The organism is Streptomyces sp. NPDC087270, from assembly GCF_044744625.1.
In the GTDB taxonomy this organism is placed as follows: domain Bacteria; phylum Actinomycetota; class Actinomycetes; order Streptomycetales; family Streptomycetaceae; genus Actinacidiphila.
Genome location: NZ_JBIUYR010000005.1, coordinates 246,324 through 261,981 on the forward strand (window position 1 = coordinate 246,324; position 15,658 = coordinate 261,981).

Consider the following 15,658-nt stretch of genomic DNA (forward strand, 5'->3'; position numbering starts at 1 on the left):
GTTGAACAACGAGCCTACAGGCCGCCGCGCTTGCTGGGGAACGTCTTCAGGACCGCCTCGACGTTGTCCGGGTGCTCGGGGTCGACCAGGTCGACGGGCTTGTCCAAGCGGTACAAATCCCCCCTGGCCGGGTACTGGGTGAGGGCCGCGGTGAGGACCATCGGCTCCTTGGTCACCAGGACGAGAGGCTCGCCGCCGTCCTTGGGCTCGAACACCGCCGAGAAGGAGAGCTCGTCGCGCTCCACGTACCTCGGGGGGAACTGCTGCGTGAGGGTGAGGGTGCTCCTCACGTCGACGTCGACGTCGTTCTGCTCGAACACGACGTAGTTGTACTTCCCGCTGTCGATCTCCGCGCTGACCTTGAAGCCGACCGTGCGCAGCCGGACGCTGTAGAGGGGGTCGTTCGGGTTGACGTCGACGCGCTGTTTGATACCCCCGCGGAAGTCCACGTGGTAGGTCGCGCCCTTGACCTCGAGTTCGCTGTTGATCGCGAGCATGGAGGAGGGGATCTCCGCGCCGATGGGCGGCAGCAATCCGCCGGCGCGGGCGGAGGCGCCGTCGGCCGGAGCGGTGGCGGGGGCCGCCGTGGCGGAGGCGCCGGCCAGCATCGGGCAGGCGGCGAGGGCGAGCACGGCCGCGACAGTGGCGAGGGCCGGGCGTTGACGTGAGGACATGAGGTGCGCTCCAAGATCCACTTGATGGGTCGCGAGTAGTGGACCCCAAGTGGCACGTCCAGCACGGGGATTCGTCCGCCGGTGGGCGAGTCCGGCGCCGCGACCGCGGCCAGAGCCGCGCCCCGAACCGCCTCGCCCGCCGCGTCGCCCGCCGTCACCACGCCGCGTGGGTTCACGTCACCGCCGAGAAGTACCGGTGCGCGCAGGGGCTCAGGCGCGGGGGAAGGCTGAAGTGTCGGACTGGGCGCGGTTGGCGCGGATCTCGTCGTGGTGGTCGGCGACCCAGCCGATCAGCCGCATGACGATCTCGTGCAGGCCGCGGCCGAGCGGGGCGAGGGCGTACTCCACCCGCGGCGGCACCTCCGCGTAGGCGGTGCGCGTGATCAGGCCGTCGTCCCGGAGTTGGCGCAGCGTGTGGGTGAGCATGCGCTGGGAGATGCCGGGGATCTGGCGCTGGAGGTCGGTGTAGCGCAGCGGGCCGTCCTCCAGGGCCGCGGTGATCAGCATGCTCCACTTGTCGCCGACCCGGTCGAGGACCTGCCGGATGAACGGCATGTGGTCGGCGGGGATGCTCGCGCACGGCCCGATCGCCGCCGCCATCTCCCCATCAGTGCTGTCCTGCATGGCGCCCATCCCTCTCCGTCGCGCACACCGGTGTGCCTTTTGTACCGGCTTCCATACTGGCGCATCATGGCGCTACGAACAAATGAGAGGAATTGGCTCGGGCGGTGAAGGCAGCGATCGAGGCAGAGGTCTGGGCCGAGATCACCTGCCCCCGGTACAGGCCGAAATCACCTGTCCCCGGTACGGGCCGAAATCACCTGCCCCCGGTACGGGCCGGGCGGCCACCGTGCCCCCCGGCCCGCCCCCCACCGCCCTCCGATCCGGACATCCCGCTGAAAGGCGCCCACGCCATGTCGTACCTGCTGCACATCGACTCCTCCTCGCTCGGCGAGGCTTCCGTCTCCCGCCAGGTCGCCCGGTCCTTCCGCGACCAGTGGCAGGGCCCGGTCGTCCACCGCGACCTCGCCGCCTCGCCGGTACCGCACCTGACCGCCGCGGGAATCACCGCCGGCACCACCGACCCGGCCCGGCGCACTCCCGAGCAGGCCGCGGCCGCCGCGCTCCAGGACGAGCTGATCGAGGAGTTCCTCGGCGCCGGCGCGTACCTGTTCACCGTGCCGATGTACAACCTCTCGATGCCGTCGGTGTTCAAGGCGTGGCTGGACCAGGTCATCGTCCTGGACCGCACGATGAGCCACACCGGCACATCCCCGGCGGCGGGCCGTCCCGCCGTGCTGATCTCCGCCCGCGGCGGCGGCTACGGCCCCGGCTCCCCCAAGGAGGGTCTCGACTACGTGGTGCCCACGCTGGAGGCCGTTCTGGGGCACGACGACCTCCTCGGCCTGGACGTCACCACGGTGATACCCGAGCTGACCATGGCCCCGGTGGCGCCGGCCCTCGCCCCGCTGCTTCCGCTGCACGAGGCGTCCATGGCCGCCGCCCACGACCAGGCCCGCCGCCTCGCCACGACCATCGGCACGACCATCGGCACGGCGCGTGCCGCATGACGTAACCGGCCCGCCTCAACCCGACGGTGACCAGAACCCCCTGGCGTGGAACTCCCCGGGTTGACCCGCCCCCTCTCCCCCGTCCCTCACCCTCATTCACCGCCGCTGCCGCAGTAGTTGGAGGAACACCCCCATGTCCAAAGTGATCGCGATCTTCGGCGCCGGCCCCGGTCTCGGCGCCTCCCTCGCCCGACGCTTCTCCGCCGAGGGCTTCCGCGTCGCCCTGGTGGCGCGTCGCAAGGACCGCCTCGACGCCCTCGTCGACCAGCTCAGCGCCGAGGGCGTCGACGCGACCGGCTTCACCGCCGACCTCTCCGAGCCCCAGGAGATCCCCGCCCTGATCGAGGCAATCCGCGAGCGGTTCGGCCGGATCGACGTGGTCGAGTACGGCCCGATCCCCAGCGTCCACTTCACCCCCGCCGCCGAACTCGACCCGGACACCCTCGTCCAGGGCATCCCACTGCTCCTGCTCACACCGCTGACCGTCGTCCAGACCGTGCTGCCGGAGTGGAAGGAACGCGGCGACGGCGCGTTCCTGATGACCACCGGCGCCACCGCGGTCCACCCCATGCCGAACGCGAGCGGGGTCGGCCCGCTGATGGCCGCCGCCCGCAACTGGCTCTACTCCCTCCACGGGGAACTCACCGAGGCGGGCATCTACGCGGGCACCCTCTCGGTCGCCGCGTTCATCGGAGGCAGCGAGGCGGCAGAGGCCGCCGGCGCGTCGGAGTTGGCGGCCTCGTTCCCTGTCGTCGACCCGGCCGAACTCGCCGCGCTCTACTGGGACATGTACACCGAGCGCGACCGCGTCGAGGAAGTCCACCCCGCGTTCAAGGCCGACGGCTGACGGGCCGCGTGACCGGCCGGTCTTCTCGGCGGTGCGGACTACGTGTACGGCCCGCACCGCCGCTCCACCGGATACGCCGGAGGCCCCGCCGGGCAGACGAGGGGGAACTCGCCGGCCTTCACACCCGCCACGAAGCAGGCGAACGCATCAGCCGGAAAGGCCAGCACCAGGCCACCCGGGTCCTTGGAATCACGGACAGGGACGATGCCGCGCGAGGCGGCAAGGTTGGCGGCCACCTCAATGCACTCACCGCCGTTGCCGCTGTACGAAGACGTGAACCAACGGGGGGATTCGGTCATCACGGGGTGCCCCTTTCGTAGCTGGTCGATCACGACCACATCCGCACCACATCCGCCACCTACAACAGCGTCTCCGCCTGTCGACGAATGGCGAGCGTCGCGGGAGTGGGTTCAGACGAGGGGGAACTCGCCGGCCTTCACACCCGCCACGAAGGAGGCGAACGCATCAGCCGGGAAGGCCAACACCGGGCCACCCGGGTCCTTGGAATCACGGACAGGGACGATGCCACGGGAGGCGGCAAGGTTGGCGGCGACCTCGACGCACTGGCCGCCGTTGGCGCTGTACGAGGACGTGAACCAACGGGGGGATTCGGTCGTCACGGGGTGCCCCTTTCGTAGCTGGTCGATCACGACCACATCCGCACCACATCCGCCACCTACAACAGCGTCTCCGCCTGTCGACGAATGGCGAGCGTCGCAGGAGTGGGTTCAGACGAGGGGGAACTCGCCGGCCTTCACACCCGCCACGAAGGAGGCGAACGCATCGGCCGGGAAGGCCAAGACCGGGCCACCCGGGTCCTTGGAATCACGGACGGGGACGATGCCACGGGAGGCGGCAAGGTTGGCGGCGACCTCGATGCAGTTGCCGCCGTTGCCACTGTACGAAGACGTGAACCAAAGCGGAGTCTCAGTCATCACGCAGCCGATGGTAGGCCCTTAACATCGGCTCAACAGAGACGATTTCACGCTGGATTCGCCCCCGTTCCCACCGCTCGGCGTACGTGGCCCCAGCGCGTACGGCCCTGCTGCCCGCGAGGGGTAGCAGGGCCGTTGGTACGTGGTGCGGGAACGGGTCAGACGAGGGGGAACTCGCCAGCTTTCACACCCGCCACGAAGGAAGCGAACGCAGCAGCCGGGAAGGCCAGCACCGGACCGCCCGGGTCCTTGGAATCACGAACGGGGACGATGCCACGGGAGGCGGCAAGGTTGGCGGCCACCTCTACGCACTGGCCGCCGTTGGCGCTGTACGAGGACGTGAACCAACGGGGGGATTCGGTCGTCACGGGGTGCCCCTTTCGTAGCTGGTCGATCACGACCACCGGCACCGCGTGCCACAGCGGTTCGGCGAGCCGTCGATTGGTGCGGGAGCGGAATCGGGAGCGGGTCAGGCGAGGGGGAACTCGCCGGCCTTCATACCCGCAACGAACGAAGCAAACGCCTCGGCCGAGAAGGCCAGCACCGGGCCACCCGGGTCCTTGGAATCACGGACAGGAACCACACCACGCGAAGCGGCAAAATTGGCGGCCACCTCGACGCAGGCGCCGCCGTTGCCGCTGTACGAGGACGTGAACCAAAGCGGAGTCTCAGTCATCACGGGGTGCCCTTTCGTAGCTGGTCGATCACGACCACAGACGCCGCCTACAACAGCGTCTCCGCCTGTCGACGAATGGCGAGCGTCGCGAGAGTGGGTCAGGCGAGGGGGAACTCGCCGGCCTTCACACCCGCCACGAACGAAGCAAACGCATCAGCCGGGAAGGCCAGCACCAGGCCACCCGGGTCCTTGGAATCACGGACAGGGACGATGCCACGGGAGGCGGCAAGGTTGGCGGCGACCTCGACGCACTGGCCGCCGTTCTCACTGTAGGAAGACGTGAACCAACGCGGGGTCTCGGTCATCACGGGGTGCCCTTCCTCGACTCGCTGATCATGGCCGCCGGCACCGCCTTGCCACGGCGGTTCGGCGAACAATCGATGGGTACGGGGTTGCGGGAGCGGGTCACACGAGGGGGAACTCGCCAGCCTTCACACCCGCCACGAACAAAGCAAACGCATCAGCCGAGAAGGCCAACGCCGGGCCACCCGGGTCCTTGGAATCACGGACAGGGACGATGCCACGGGAGGCGGCAAGATTGGCAGCAACCTCGACGCACGCGCCGCCGTTCTCACTGTAGGAAGACGTGAACCAAAGCGGAGTCTCGGTCATCACGGGGTGCCCTTCCTCAACTCGCCGATCATGGCCACCGGCACCGCCTGCCACAGCGGTTCGGCGAACAGTCGATGGGAACGGGGTACAGGAACAGGTCACACGACGGGGAACTCGCCAGCCTTCACACCCGCCACGAACAAAGCAAACGCATCAGCCGGGAAAGCCAACACCGGGCCACCCGGGTCCTTGGAATCACGGACCGGAACCACGCCACGGGAGGCGGCGAGGTTGGCGGCCACCTCTACGCACTGGCCGCCGTTGGCGCTGTACGAGGACGTGAACCAACAGGGGAATGCGGTCGTCACGGGGGCACCCTTTCGTAGCTGCTTGATCACGGCCACCGGCACCGCCTGCCACAGCGGTTCGGCGAACAGTCGATGGGAACGGGGTACAGGAGCAGGTCACACGACGGGGAACTCGCCAGCCTTCACACCCGCCACGAACAAAGCAAACGCATCAGCCGGGAAAGCCAACACTGGGCCACCCGGGTCCTTGGAATCACGGACCGGAACCACGCCACGGGAGGCGGCGAGGTTGGCGGCCACCTCGACGCACTGGCCGCCGTTGTCGCTGTACGAGGACTTGAACCAACGGGGGAATGCGGTCGTCACGGGGGCACCCTTTCGTAGCTGCTTGATCACGGCCACCGGCACCGCCTGCCACAGCGGTTCGGCGAACAGTCGATGGGAACGGGGTACAGGAACAGGTCACACGACGGGGAACTCGCCAGCCTTCACACCCGCCACGAACAAAGCAAACGCATCAGCCGGGAAAGCCAACACTGGGCCACCCGGGTCCTTGGAATCACGGACAGGGACGATGCCACACGAGGCGGCGAGGTTGGCAGCCACCTCCATGCACTCACCGCCGTTGCTGCTGTACGAAGACGTGAACCAACGCGGGGTCTCGGTCATCACGCAGCCGATGGTAGGCCCCCAACATCGGCTCAACAGAGACGATTTCACGCTGGATTCGCCCCCGTTCCCACCGCTCGGCGTACGTGGCCCCAGCGCGTACGGCCCTGCTACCCGCGAGGGGTAGCAGGGCCGTTGGTGCGTGGTGCGGGAACGGGTCAGACGAGGGGGAACTCGCCGGCCTTCACACCCGCCACGAAGGAGGCGAACGCGTCGGCGGAGAAGGCCAACGCCGGGCCGCTCGGGTCCTTGGAGTCACGGACGGGGACCACGCCACGCGAGGCGGCGAGGTTGGCGGCGACCTCGATGCACTGGCCGCCGTTGGCGCTGTAGGAAGACGTGAACCAGCGGGGGGTTTCGGTCGTCATGGGGTGCCCTTTCGCAACTGGTTAATCATGGCCACCGACGCCGCCTGCGACAGCGCTTCGGCCTGGAGTTGATGGTAGGCCGTCAACATGGGGAGCACGAACGTACTTTCTCGATCAAGGTGCCCCTGTACCTGTGACTCGGCGTACGCAAGAACGGAGCGGTCGGCAAGCGTCAGCAGCGTAACCGGCCGGTTGAACGAGCGGCCTGCGCCTACGGAGAAGGGCGAGACGTGGATGATCCAGTTGGGGAGGGCAGCAACCTCGACTAGCCGTTGGAGCTGGGCTCGCATGTTCTCCGCGCCGCCAACAGCGTGGTGGAGGCAGCTCTCATCCATCACGACGATCACCAGGGGCGGGCGGGTCCTCACCAGCGCGGCCTGCCGGTCCATGAGGACGGAGACTCGCTCGGCGGCCTGACCTGTCGTGATGGAGCCGCGCTGAACCTCACCCTCCGCCAATGCCTTGGCGTATTCAGGCGTCTGCAACAGGCCCGGGATGATGCCGATTTCGAACAGCCGAAGCTCCACGGCCCGGCTCTCATAGCCGACGAACTCCGGGAAGCCCTCCAGCAGCGAGCCGTGCCGCATCTCGTGCCACTGGCGTTCGAACGAATCCGGTGATTCGGCGGTTCCCAAGGCAACGTCAGCCTTGCATGAGAAGGAGAGGGTTGGCGGCTTGCGACCAGTTTCAACCGCAGAAATATGCTGGCTGGAATATGCCAACGCTTCCGCCAGGTCTTCCTGCTTCCAGCCGCGGGCTTCCCGCACCCTGCGCAATCGGGCGCCGTAGGCCGCTCTTGGACTGCTCTCGGGGTTCAGCTCTTTGCGGTTGACCATGGGGCGCCCCAACCCTTCCTTCACATCCGATTACTTGAAGGTCTTCTGACTGTACGTCACTCTGGCCGAGTCCGGTAGTGGACCCACTACGGAGAGGAACGGGCCATGGGTATGACCATCGCCGTGTATCGGGTCAATCCGATGTCCGGAGAGCGCACCACCGTCCGGGACCGTTACGACGTGCAGCCGGCAACCCTGCCGACACCGTTGAGCAGCGCCCTGCCGCCGTGCGGCTGCAAGCGCTGCCGGCGGAGCGGGCACACCGAGCCGGCCACCCCACCCGACCACCGTTGAAGCACCTCCCCTTGTAGCTCAGTCAGGAAGAGCCCGGGCCCCCGCACTACCTCCGTTCATGCGTGCGGGTCGGCCCGATGACTCCGGTTCGAGTCCGGACAAGGGGACTTGGCGAGCACGAACGACACCGTAGAGAGGACATCCGTATGGCCAGCACCAGCGGCGAGAAGGGCACCACCAGGATGCTCATCGACTGGGAGTGGTTGTCGGCACGGGAGTTGTACGCCAGTGAACTGGCCTATCGGCGCCAGCAGGCGGGGCTGACGCTGATGGAACTCGCGGGGCTGTGCATGTACGAGCAGTCGTATCTGCACCGGCTGGAGCGGGGGCAGCGACTCGGGACCCTGGAGGCGGCCACCGCGCTGGACAAGGTGTACGGCACCGGGACCCTCCTGGTGAAGCTGTGGCACCTGGCCAAACGCGAGGCGAAGGACAAGCCGTTCCTGGGACTTGCCCCCTTGGAGGCGGACGCGGTGAGCGTGCAGGAGTACGCGGTCAGCGCGGTGCCGTACCTCCTCCAGACCCGCGCCTACGCCGAAGAACAGCTCCGCACCGCCCGCCCGCACAGCATCAAGCAGTTGAGCGCGCAGGTCACCGAGCGGCTCAAGCGGCAGGACCGTCTCACCGGACCCAACCCGGTTCACTACCGCGCGCTGATCGACGAGGCCGTACTACGGCGCGGGGCGCGCGACCCCCAGACGTGGACCGGCCAGTTGGAGCACCTCATCGACGTTGCCCAGCAGCCCGATGTGTCGCTGCACGTAGTGCCGTTCGGGACCGGGCCGCACCACATCCGCAGCTGCCTGGAGCTGATCTTCTTCCAGGACGGCCACGTCGTGGCGTACACGCAGAGCAGTTGGAGCGGCCACCTCGTCGAGGAACCCGAAGACGTCGAACCGCTGCGCCTGGCCTACGACTTGCTCCGCGACACCGCTCTCACGCCGACGGACTCGCTGGCTTTCCTGCGTACCGTACTGGCCGAACACACCGCGCACACCCGGTCGTAGCGGCAACCCGAGTCCGTATGGTGGACGGGTTGACCAATATACGGACGCCGCCGCCGTCGCGAACTCCCTGCGGGCACTATGCCTGCCATGACGACCACCGAGATCCGCACCGCGTACCTGCTGGCCGCCGAGCGGGCCACGCGCCTCCTGGCGGAAGGGGAGGTGGCGCTCCGCTGGCAGCAGGAGTCCGTGCTGCCGGGGATGTCCGTGGGCGGACTGGCCGGCCACCTTGCCCGCAGCGTCCTCCAGGTCGAGTGGTTCCTCGACGGTCCGGTGTTCGGCGCGGAACCGGTGACGCCTGTGCACTACTACGCCAGGCTGGAGGGCACCTCGACTCCCGGCTCCGCGCTCAACGTCGGCGTGCGTGCGCGGAGCGAGGAGACCGCCGCGGCCGGTCCCGCCGCCGTGGCCGAGCAGGCGCGGGCCGCGTGGCAGCGGCTGGCCGAGCGGCTGCCAGGGGAGCCGGCCGACCGGCGGGTGTCCGTCCTCCACCGGCCCGGGGAGGAAATGCTCCTCGACGGGTACCTCCAGACCCGATGCGTCGAACTGACCGTCCATCTTGAGGACTTGGCGCTGAGCGTGGGCGCCTCCAACCCCGCTCCCGAGGCCGCGCTCGCCCTCGCGATCGACGTACTCACCGCCGCGGCCCGCGAACGCCACGGCGACCAGGCCGTGTTGCACGCCCTGACCCGACGCGAACGCGACACCCACGACGCCTTGCGCGTGCTGTAGTCGGTCCTCGTCCGGCCGGGCACGGGCTGGGGCGTGGGGACTCAGCGGGCTCAACGGGCTCAACGGCTCAACGGCTCAACGGCTCAACGGGCGGGAGCCGGTTCGGACGACGGCCGCCACTCCCGCCTGATCAGCCCGTAGACCCACGAGTCGGAGACCTCGCCGTTGACGACGCAGTCCTCCCGCAACGTCCCTTCACGCACGAACCCGAGCTTCTCCAGCACGCGGGCACAGGCCACGTTGCGCGTGTCGGCCTCGGCTTGCACGCGATTGAGGTCCAGGGTGTCGAAGGCCCACCGCAGCAGAGCGCGCGCGGCCTCGGTCGCGTAGCCGTGGCCCCACGCCGTATCGACGAAGCAGTAGCCCAGCGACGCGCTGCGGTAGTCCGGATTCCACCTGGTCAGGCCGCACCATCCGATGAACGCCCCGTCGGAGACCCGATCGACGGCCAGTCTCGCCCCGGTGCCCTCCCGAGCCATCTGCCCGCAAGCCGCGATGAACCGCTCGGCGCGGGCGCGTTCGGTCCACGGTGGCGAGTCCCAGTAGCGCAGCACGTAGGCGCTGCTGTGCAGGGCAAAAAGGTCGTTCGCGTCCGCGTCCTCGAAGGCACGCAGGCGGAGGCGAGCGGTGGGCAAGGAGGGGGCCGGCAGCGACGTGCTCATGTTCCATCCCGTGGTCGGCGGCCGATCAATCAGACCTCCGCTGCCGGGCACCCGCAAGGGGTTTTCCCGGCGGGCCCCCACAACGACGTGAGTTGGCCCCTCGCCCGGGCGGGATGCCGCGGCCTGGTCTGCTGCGAGTTTACCGAGGCGGATGCGGGTGATCCGGGAGAGCCGTCGTGCCGTCAGCGCCACCGGGGCACGGGGAGCAGGTCGTGGTGAGGGGCCGAGTCCCCGTCACGCGAGTTCCACCGGGGACGGCCGAGGCCGCCACGGACGATGTCACGATGGGCCGAGCGACATCGGCAGCCGCGTACTCGATGGAGCCGCGGCCGGACGGCGGGCGGGACACATGGTGAACCAGGCAGGCGAGAAACGGGAACCCGACGCTGTCGACACGACGACGCCGGACGTCAGCCGCGTCTACGGCTACTTCCTCGGCGAGAAGGAGAACCATCCCGCGGACCGCGCCGCCGCCGACCAGCTCTCCCGGGTCTGGTCGGACGTCGGGATGTCCTGCCGGGCCAGCCGCGCCTTCGTGCTGCGCGCCACCGAGTACGCGACGAGCAAGGGCGTCCGCCAGATCATCGACATGGGCTGCGGCATCCCGACGAGACTCTCCGACAACGTGCACGAGGTCGCCCAACGCGTCCTCCCTGCCGCCCGGGTGGTGTACGCGGACAAGAACCCGCTCGTCCGCCGCCACTGCGCCCGCGATCTCGCCGGCGTCGACGGCTGCACCTACGTTCACCACGACTTCCTCGACGGCGCGGCGCTGTACGAACAGCCGCGGGTCCGCGATCACCTCGACCTCGCGGAGCCCGTGACCCTCCTGCTGGGGAACCTGCTGCACTTCGTGCCCGGTGAGATCGCCTACACGGTGGTGGCCGACCTGGTCCGGCCCCTGGCGCCGGGGAGCCGCCTGGTGATCGCCAGTATCGCCTCCGACCTTCGGCCGGCCCTGATGGAAGAGGCCATGGCTCACTACAGCGGGCGCGTGACCACGAGCTTCGCGCGAAGCCGCACCGAGATCGAGCGGTTCTTCGACGGGCTGACGTTGGAGGAGCCGGGCGTCGTGACGCCACCGCAGTGGCACAGCGGCCCGGGCGACGTCATTCCCCCGCCGCAACAGGTGTGCACGTGGGCGGCCGTCGGCGTGGTGGGCTAGCGCCCCCGACGAACCCGCGACCCCGCGAACACACGTCGGCGGGGCCGGTGAGGCGAGCACGTCCTCCCCTGTGCGCAGCCGCACCCCGGCGCGCTGCGGCACCGCGAACCCGCGGGCAAATCCAGGTGTCCCTTTCCAGGCCGCACCGGTAGCGTGCGCCGGCATGGCATCGGAACTGAAACGCCCCCCACTCCAAGCGGACGAACGCACCGCGCTCATCGGCTGGCTGGACCTGCAACGGCAGATCCTGCGCTGGAAGTGTGAGGGGCTGAGCGACGAGGACGCGCACCGCTCGGTCGTCCCGACCTCGCCGGCCATGACCATGGCCGGCCTCCTCTCCCATATGCGCTGGACCGAGCACATGTGGCTGGAGGTGGTGTTCCTCGGCGGCGACAAGCAGCAGAACCCGGCGTTCGACGAGTCGAGCGAGGACGCCGACTGGCACACCGGCGGCCGCCCCCTCACCGAACTCCTCGCGGAATACGAGGCGCAGTGCGCCCGCGGCAACGAGATCGTCGCCGCGGCCTCCCTGGACGACGTCGGCCGCCACCCCGACTTCCGCGACGCCGGCGCCAACCTCCGCTGGATGCTGATCCACCTCGTCGAGGAGACGGGACGGCACGCGGGCCACGCGGACATCGTCCGAGAGCTGCTCGACGGCACGAAGGGTTACTACTAGGTCGCGTATCGGGTTGTCATCAGCGGAGCCGTGACGAACCGCTACGACGCAACGGTGGCTCGCGGCCGGGCACGGCCAAGAAGCGATGTTGCCCCCGCCTGTGATGGTCACTAAGGTCCATCGCGTGACTGCCGGGTCGGCCATGGGCCACGCACGAGTGAGGTTCCCGGCCTCGGCGTGAGCCCGAGGCGGGCAAGAGGCCCGCCCACTTCTCCGCGTCTTGGCTCCCGGCGCCCGCATACGGCGCCGCATTCCAGCGGAAGATCCCAAAGCGGAGACACACCACTGATGTCCTATGACCAGCATGACCCGCATGAATCCGCGCCGCCGACGGCCGGCGTCCAGCTGAACCACACTGCCATCTACGCAAGCGACCGGCACCTGTCTGCCGAGTTCCTCGCCGCGGTCCTGGGCCTCAAGGTCGGCGCCCCGTTTGGACCGTTCCTCCCCGTCGACCTCGGCAACGGCGTGACGCTCGACTACTACGAGAAGAGGGACGAGCCGATCCAGTCGCAGCACTACGCCTTCCTTGTCCCTGACGAGCAGTTCGACGCCGTGATCACCCGTCTGACGGCGGTCGGGGTCACCTACTACGCCGACCCCAGCCACACCGAACCCGGCCAGATCAACCGTCTATTCGGTGGTCGCGGCGCCTACTTCGACGACCCGGACGGTCACAACATGGAGGTCATGACTCGGCCTTACATCCGCCCTTAGAGCGCGACAGGGCCGCCTTGATGCGGCGTTTGCGCAGGTAGGCTCGGTTGCCGCGGGACGAGTAGACCTTGTCCCCCGGCGACCGCGTCCGGCCGGGTGCGGGGGCGGCGAACGGTCCGGCGCGGGGGGCCGGTGGGGCGCCGACGGGGCGCGGGTGGGGCGGGTCAGCGGAGGGTGACCTCCAGGGTGGCGCCGTAGGTGTGGCGGGTGGTGGCCTCGACGCGGGTGGCGCCGCGGGAGCGGGTGACGCGGATGCCGTCGGCGGCGGAGAGCGCCCGCAGCCGGCGCCCGCGCAGCAGCACCGTGACGGTGTCGCGGGTGGTCGTGGGGTCGGCGACGGAGACCGTGGTGGTGCCGTCGTGCCGCTCGCGGACGAGTACGGAGGCGGGGCCGTCGACCTCCAACTCCCCCGCGCGGTGCGGCCCGGCGGCGAAGGCGTTGGCGGCGGTGATGCCCAGGCCCGCGTGGCGTACGGCCTGGAAGGCGGTGGAGTTGGCGAGCACCGACAGCGGACCGGGCCGCCCATCCGCATCGTGCGCACCGTGCGCACCGCCAGATCCGTACGCCCGCAGCGCGCTCTCCGTCGCGCCCGGCACCAGCGCGTACGCGAACGAGGTCGGCGCCGCGCCGGCCGGCTGGTCGCGGCCGACCGAGAAGACCTGCTTGGTGACGGCGGTGTCGGGATTGGACGTGCGGATCGCGCGCCGGCTGCGGGTCACGGTCTCCAGGCCCACCCGCACCCGCGCGTGCGGGTCCTGGCCGGGGCCGTCGAGCAGGACGTAGCCGATCGCGGTGCCCTGCCCGCCGTCGGCGTAACGCAGCCACGCCAGCGGGGCCGTGCCGGGGCCGGTGAACGGCGTGCCGTCGCGCAGTCGGCCGGTGACGCTCACCGGGTCCGCGGGTGCGGCGATGCGGGTGTCGAAGGTCGTCGTCACCGCGCGGCCCGCGCCGGCGCCCGTACCGTCGCCGACCCCCGCCGCGAGCACCACCACCTCGTCGTCGAAGAGGTACCAGGACTTGGTGGCCCGCGCGTCGCGGTAGGCGACGAAGTCGGCGGGGAGCAGGCCGGCTCGGGCGGCGGCGTACGCCGCGTCATCGGACAGCACCAGGCCGCAGGTGCCGTACGTACCCGAACGCGCGCCCCCGGAATGGGAGTTGGTGGACAGCGGGAAGTAGACGTAGGTGTTCTGCGACTCCGACGAGGAGGTGAACCCGGCCGCCGGGTTGTCGTACCACGCGGTGCCGTACAACTCCGGTACGGTCTCGCGGGTTTCGACGGGCGCGGTCACCCCGCCCAGCGCGTAGGGCGAGACGGCGGTGAAGTAGTCGACGCCGAACGCCTGCGTCTGGTCCTGGCCGGACAGGTAGAGGTAGTGCGCGCCCGCGCCCTGGAACCAGGGCATCAGGTTCTCGCCGCTCATGTACTCGTAGCCGCTGATCCGGGTGGAGCTGCGGGCGAGGGTGAACGCCCAGCCGGGGCGGCGGTGCACGACGCGGTCCATCGCGTTGAACGCCGAGTGCTGCGCGGGTGCGTTGAGGTCGGCGGCGGGTACGGAGGTGTCGGCGAGGATGTCGGCGTAGCGGGCCACGCTGACCGGGGAGACGAACGACGCCGGGTTCACCGGTGTGCGCGACTCCTGCCGGACGAACTTGGCGTACCCGGCGAGCGCGGTCGCGTCCGCGCCGGTGGTGTACGCCGACAGGTCCACCACGGACTCCACGACGGTGCCGACGTCGGCGTAACCGGTGCCGGTGCGCGAGACCGCGCGGCCCTTGACCGCCTCCATCATCCAGCCCTCGAAGATCAGCGGCGCGAAGCTGTTCGCGACCCAGCCGCGCGCCGCCCCGACCAGGTCGGCGCCCGCCAGGTAGTCGGTGCCGTCGAGGAGTTTGACGGTCTGCACGATCCGGGTGAGCAGCCCGGTGCCGTACGAGCCGGTGTAGGCGACGGACGCGTGCTGGAGGTAGGACCCGTCGGCGTAGAACCCGTCGGTGACGCCGTGCTGGAGGGCGTACGGGTCGATCGTGGCGAGCACCGTCTCCTGGTCCGCGACGGCCTTGGTGACCCGGGCGTCGTCGTCGAGCAGCGCGCCCTGCATGATCCGGTCGGTGGTGATGTCGGCGAGGTTGGCGCCGGTGTGGAAGCGGGAGTCGAGGTCGACGTCGCCGTCCTTGCCGTTGCGCAGGTAGGCGTCCATCGCGGCGACGTAGGTCGCGGGGAGGTCCGGCCGGGAGGCGGCGACGGTGTCCTTGAGCAGGATCAGGGTCTTGGTGGCGTACTGCGAGATGCCGATCTCCCAGTTGAACCAGTTGCCGTAGTAACCGGTCGCCTGGTCGCCGTAGTAGTGGTCGTAGAGCCACTGCAACCCGTCGACCACGCGCTGCTGTACGGCCGCGTCGCCCGCGAGGTCGGCGGCGCCGCCCGGCACGCGGGTGGCCAGCGCGATCTCGTACAGGTACTGGAAGGAGGAGGTGAGGTTGGTGTCGCTGGTGCCGAGGGCGAGCCCGCCGAACAGCTGGTCGCCGCCCGCCGCCGCGTCCATCGCGGTCAGCCGGGTGCGGGCGGTCGCCGCGATCGCGGCGAGCTTGGCGGCGACGTCCGGCCGGGCGTTGGACTGGGCGGTGCCCGCGAACACGTCCACGGTGTTGGCCAGGATCTGCGCGCGGTCGGCGGGGGTGCCGGCGGCGGCCTTGGCGGCGGTGGCGGTGCGGGCACCGGTGCGGGGGGCGGCGCCGGTGCCGGTGGCGTCGGCCCACGCGCGGGACGGCTGCGCCGCGGCCAGCAGGGCGGTCGCGGGCACCGCGGCGATCAGGGCACGGCGGGAGATCTGCACGGCGGGACCCTCCAAGGGCGGACGACAGAAAGCGCTTGCCGCATTCAAGCAACACCCTTTCCGCGTGTCACTAGGTTTCACACGATCACGGGAGCGCGGCATCTTCCGCCAGGCGGGGGCCGCGAGCGACGG

The 15,658-nt window shown here is 69.8% G+C and carries 23 protein-coding genes, 1 tRNA gene and 1 pseudogene; 9 read left to right on the top strand and 16 right to left on the bottom strand.

Translation table 11 applies throughout. The annotated features are described in order from the left end of the window. Nucleotides 1-14 precede the first annotated feature (14 nt). Together ACIPAE_RS12450 and ACIPAE_RS12455 are read right to left on the bottom strand one after the other, a co-directional pair. Complete coding sequence (locus tag ACIPAE_RS12450; protein ID WP_329362905.1) at nucleotides 15-674, bottom strand: hypothetical protein; 660 nt, start codon at nucleotides 672-674, stop codon at nucleotides 15-17. Nucleotides 675-884: 210 nt separating this feature from the next. Continuing rightward, a complete protein-coding gene (locus ACIPAE_RS12455) occupies nucleotides 885-1,307 on the bottom strand; it encodes a winged helix-turn-helix transcriptional regulator (RefSeq protein ID WP_402444785.1) in 423 nt (140 codons plus the stop codon). 281 nt (nucleotides 1,308-1,588) lie between these two features. On the opposite strand from ACIPAE_RS12455, the gene ACIPAE_RS12460 reads away from it, so the two are divergent. Together ACIPAE_RS12460 and ACIPAE_RS12465 are read left to right on the top strand one after the other, a co-directional pair. Further along, the gene (locus ACIPAE_RS12460) at nucleotides 1,589-2,245 is read left to right on the top strand and encodes an FMN-dependent NADH-azoreductase (protein WP_402444788.1); all 657 of its coding nucleotides are present in this window, start codon (nucleotides 1,589-1,591) and stop codon (nucleotides 2,243-2,245) included. A 133-nt stretch (nucleotides 2,246-2,378) separates the two neighbouring features. Beyond that, nucleotides 2,379-3,092: an SDR family NAD(P)-dependent oxidoreductase gene (locus tag ACIPAE_RS12465; RefSeq protein WP_402444789.1), complete on the top strand. Its 714-nt coding sequence runs from the start codon at nucleotides 2,379-2,381 to the stop codon at nucleotides 3,090-3,092. A gap of 95 nt (nucleotides 3,093-3,187) precedes the next feature. On the opposite strand, the pseudogene ACIPAE_RS12470 reads toward ACIPAE_RS12465, so the two are convergent. The 12 genes and pseudogenes from ACIPAE_RS12470 to ACIPAE_RS12525 form a co-directional block, all read right to left on the bottom strand. Continuing rightward, nucleotides 3,188-3,394: pseudogene (locus ACIPAE_RS12470) on the bottom strand (DUF397 domain-containing protein); the annotation flags it as partial. Nucleotides 3,395-3,502: 108 nt separating this feature from the next. Further along, nucleotides 3,503-3,712 (bottom strand): DUF397 domain-containing protein, encoded by a 210-nt coding sequence (locus tag ACIPAE_RS12475; RefSeq protein WP_402444791.1) that lies wholly within the window; start codon nucleotides 3,710-3,712, stop codon nucleotides 3,503-3,505. 108 nt (nucleotides 3,713-3,820) lie between these two features. Continuing rightward, complete coding sequence (locus ACIPAE_RS12480; protein WP_402444793.1) at nucleotides 3,821-4,030, bottom strand: DUF397 domain-containing protein; 210 nt, start codon at nucleotides 4,028-4,030, stop codon at nucleotides 3,821-3,823. A 155-nt stretch (nucleotides 4,031-4,185) separates the two neighbouring features. Beyond that, nucleotides 4,186-4,395: a DUF397 domain-containing protein gene (locus ACIPAE_RS12485; protein ID WP_402444795.1), complete on the bottom strand. Its 210-nt coding sequence runs from the start codon at nucleotides 4,393-4,395 to the stop codon at nucleotides 4,186-4,188. Nucleotides 4,396-4,496: 101 nt separating this feature from the next. Continuing rightward, nucleotides 4,497-4,703, bottom strand: a complete 207-nt coding sequence (locus ACIPAE_RS12490; RefSeq protein ID WP_402444797.1) for a DUF397 domain-containing protein — start codon at nucleotides 4,701-4,703, stop codon at nucleotides 4,497-4,499. Between the two features lie 98 nt (nucleotides 4,704-4,801). After that, the gene (locus ACIPAE_RS12495) at nucleotides 4,802-5,008 is read right to left on the bottom strand and encodes a DUF397 domain-containing protein (protein ID WP_402445046.1); all 207 of its coding nucleotides are present in this window, start codon (nucleotides 5,006-5,008) and stop codon (nucleotides 4,802-4,804) included. 100 nt (nucleotides 5,009-5,108) lie between these two features. Next, a complete protein-coding gene (locus tag ACIPAE_RS12500; protein WP_402444799.1) occupies nucleotides 5,109-5,318 on the bottom strand; it encodes a DUF397 domain-containing protein in 210 nt (69 codons plus the stop codon). Nucleotides 5,319-5,413: 95 nt separating this feature from the next. Then, nucleotides 5,414-5,623: a DUF397 domain-containing protein gene (locus ACIPAE_RS12505; RefSeq protein ID WP_402444801.1), complete on the bottom strand. Its 210-nt coding sequence runs from the start codon at nucleotides 5,621-5,623 to the stop codon at nucleotides 5,414-5,416. A 96-nt stretch (nucleotides 5,624-5,719) separates the two neighbouring features. After that, nucleotides 5,720-5,929, bottom strand: coding sequence for a DUF397 domain-containing protein (locus tag ACIPAE_RS12510; protein WP_402444803.1), 210 nt, complete (start codon nucleotides 5,927-5,929; stop codon nucleotides 5,720-5,722). Between the two features lie 96 nt (nucleotides 5,930-6,025). Further along, entirely contained in the window at nucleotides 6,026-6,235 is a 210-nt protein-coding gene (locus ACIPAE_RS12515; protein ID WP_402444805.1) for a DUF397 domain-containing protein, read from the bottom strand. A gap of 155 nt (nucleotides 6,236-6,390) precedes the next feature. After that, nucleotides 6,391-6,600 carry a DUF397 domain-containing protein gene (locus tag ACIPAE_RS12520; protein WP_329362917.1) on the bottom strand — a complete coding sequence of 70 codons (210 nt, stop codon included), beginning with the start codon at nucleotides 6,598-6,600 and terminating at the stop codon, nucleotides 6,391-6,393. Further along, nucleotides 6,597-7,436, bottom strand: coding sequence for a Scr1 family TA system antitoxin-like transcriptional regulator (locus ACIPAE_RS12525; RefSeq protein ID WP_402444807.1), 840 nt, complete (start codon nucleotides 7,434-7,436; stop codon nucleotides 6,597-6,599). Before ACIPAE_RS12525 ends, ACIPAE_RS12520 begins: the two co-directional genes overlap by 4 nt. Before the next feature lie 105 nt (nucleotides 7,437-7,541). Here ACIPAE_RS12525 and ACIPAE_RS12530 point away from each other — a divergent pair, with 105 nt between their 5' ends. The 4 genes from ACIPAE_RS12530 to ACIPAE_RS12545 all read left to right on the top strand — a co-directional run bounded on the left by ACIPAE_RS12530 (nucleotide 7,542) and on the right by ACIPAE_RS12545 (nucleotide 9,469). Beyond that, nucleotides 7,542-7,730 (top strand): hypothetical protein, encoded by a 189-nt coding sequence (locus ACIPAE_RS12530; protein WP_366410885.1) that lies wholly within the window; start codon nucleotides 7,542-7,544, stop codon nucleotides 7,728-7,730. A 7-nt stretch (nucleotides 7,731-7,737) separates the two neighbouring features. Continuing rightward, nucleotides 7,738-7,837 (top strand) — tRNA-OTHER (locus ACIPAE_RS12535). Nucleotides 7,838-7,876: 39 nt separating this feature from the next. Next, on the top strand, nucleotides 7,877-8,737 hold the full coding sequence (locus ACIPAE_RS12540; RefSeq protein ID WP_329362922.1) for a helix-turn-helix transcriptional regulator: 861 nt from the start codon (nucleotides 7,877-7,879) through the stop codon (nucleotides 8,735-8,737). Nucleotides 8,738-8,824: 87 nt separating this feature from the next. Beyond that, nucleotides 8,825-9,469: a maleylpyruvate isomerase N-terminal domain-containing protein gene (locus tag ACIPAE_RS12545; RefSeq protein WP_402444810.1), complete on the top strand. Its 645-nt coding sequence runs from the start codon at nucleotides 8,825-8,827 to the stop codon at nucleotides 9,467-9,469. 83 nt (nucleotides 9,470-9,552) lie between these two features. On the opposite strand, the gene ACIPAE_RS12550 is transcribed toward ACIPAE_RS12545, so the two are convergent. Next, nucleotides 9,553-10,131, bottom strand: coding sequence for a GNAT family protein (locus ACIPAE_RS12550; RefSeq protein ID WP_329362926.1), 579 nt, complete (start codon nucleotides 10,129-10,131; stop codon nucleotides 9,553-9,555). 349 nt (nucleotides 10,132-10,480) lie between these two features. On the opposite strand from ACIPAE_RS12550, the gene ACIPAE_RS12555 reads away from it, so the two are divergent. The 3 genes from ACIPAE_RS12555 (at nucleotide 10,481) to ACIPAE_RS12565 (ending at nucleotide 12,692) form a co-directional block, all read left to right on the top strand. Further along, nucleotides 10,481-11,296 carry an SAM-dependent methyltransferase gene (locus ACIPAE_RS12555; RefSeq protein ID WP_402444812.1) on the top strand — a complete coding sequence of 272 codons (816 nt, stop codon included), beginning with the start codon at nucleotides 10,481-10,483 and terminating at the stop codon, nucleotides 11,294-11,296. A gap of 163 nt (nucleotides 11,297-11,459) precedes the next feature. Continuing rightward, on the top strand, nucleotides 11,460-11,975 hold the full coding sequence (locus tag ACIPAE_RS12560) for a DinB family protein (protein ID WP_402444814.1): 516 nt from the start codon (nucleotides 11,460-11,462) through the stop codon (nucleotides 11,973-11,975). Between the two features lie 288 nt (nucleotides 11,976-12,263). After that, nucleotides 12,264-12,692 carry a VOC family protein gene (locus ACIPAE_RS12565; RefSeq protein ID WP_366410891.1) on the top strand — a complete coding sequence of 143 codons (429 nt, stop codon included), beginning with the start codon at nucleotides 12,264-12,266 and terminating at the stop codon, nucleotides 12,690-12,692. A gap of 164 nt (nucleotides 12,693-12,856) precedes the next feature. On the opposite strand, the gene ACIPAE_RS12570 is transcribed toward ACIPAE_RS12565, so the two are convergent. Next, nucleotides 12,857-15,526, bottom strand: a complete 2,670-nt coding sequence (locus tag ACIPAE_RS12570; protein ID WP_402444816.1) for a polysaccharide lyase family 8 super-sandwich domain-containing protein — start codon at nucleotides 15,524-15,526, stop codon at nucleotides 12,857-12,859. Between the last annotated feature and the right edge of the window lie 132 nt (nucleotides 15,527-15,658).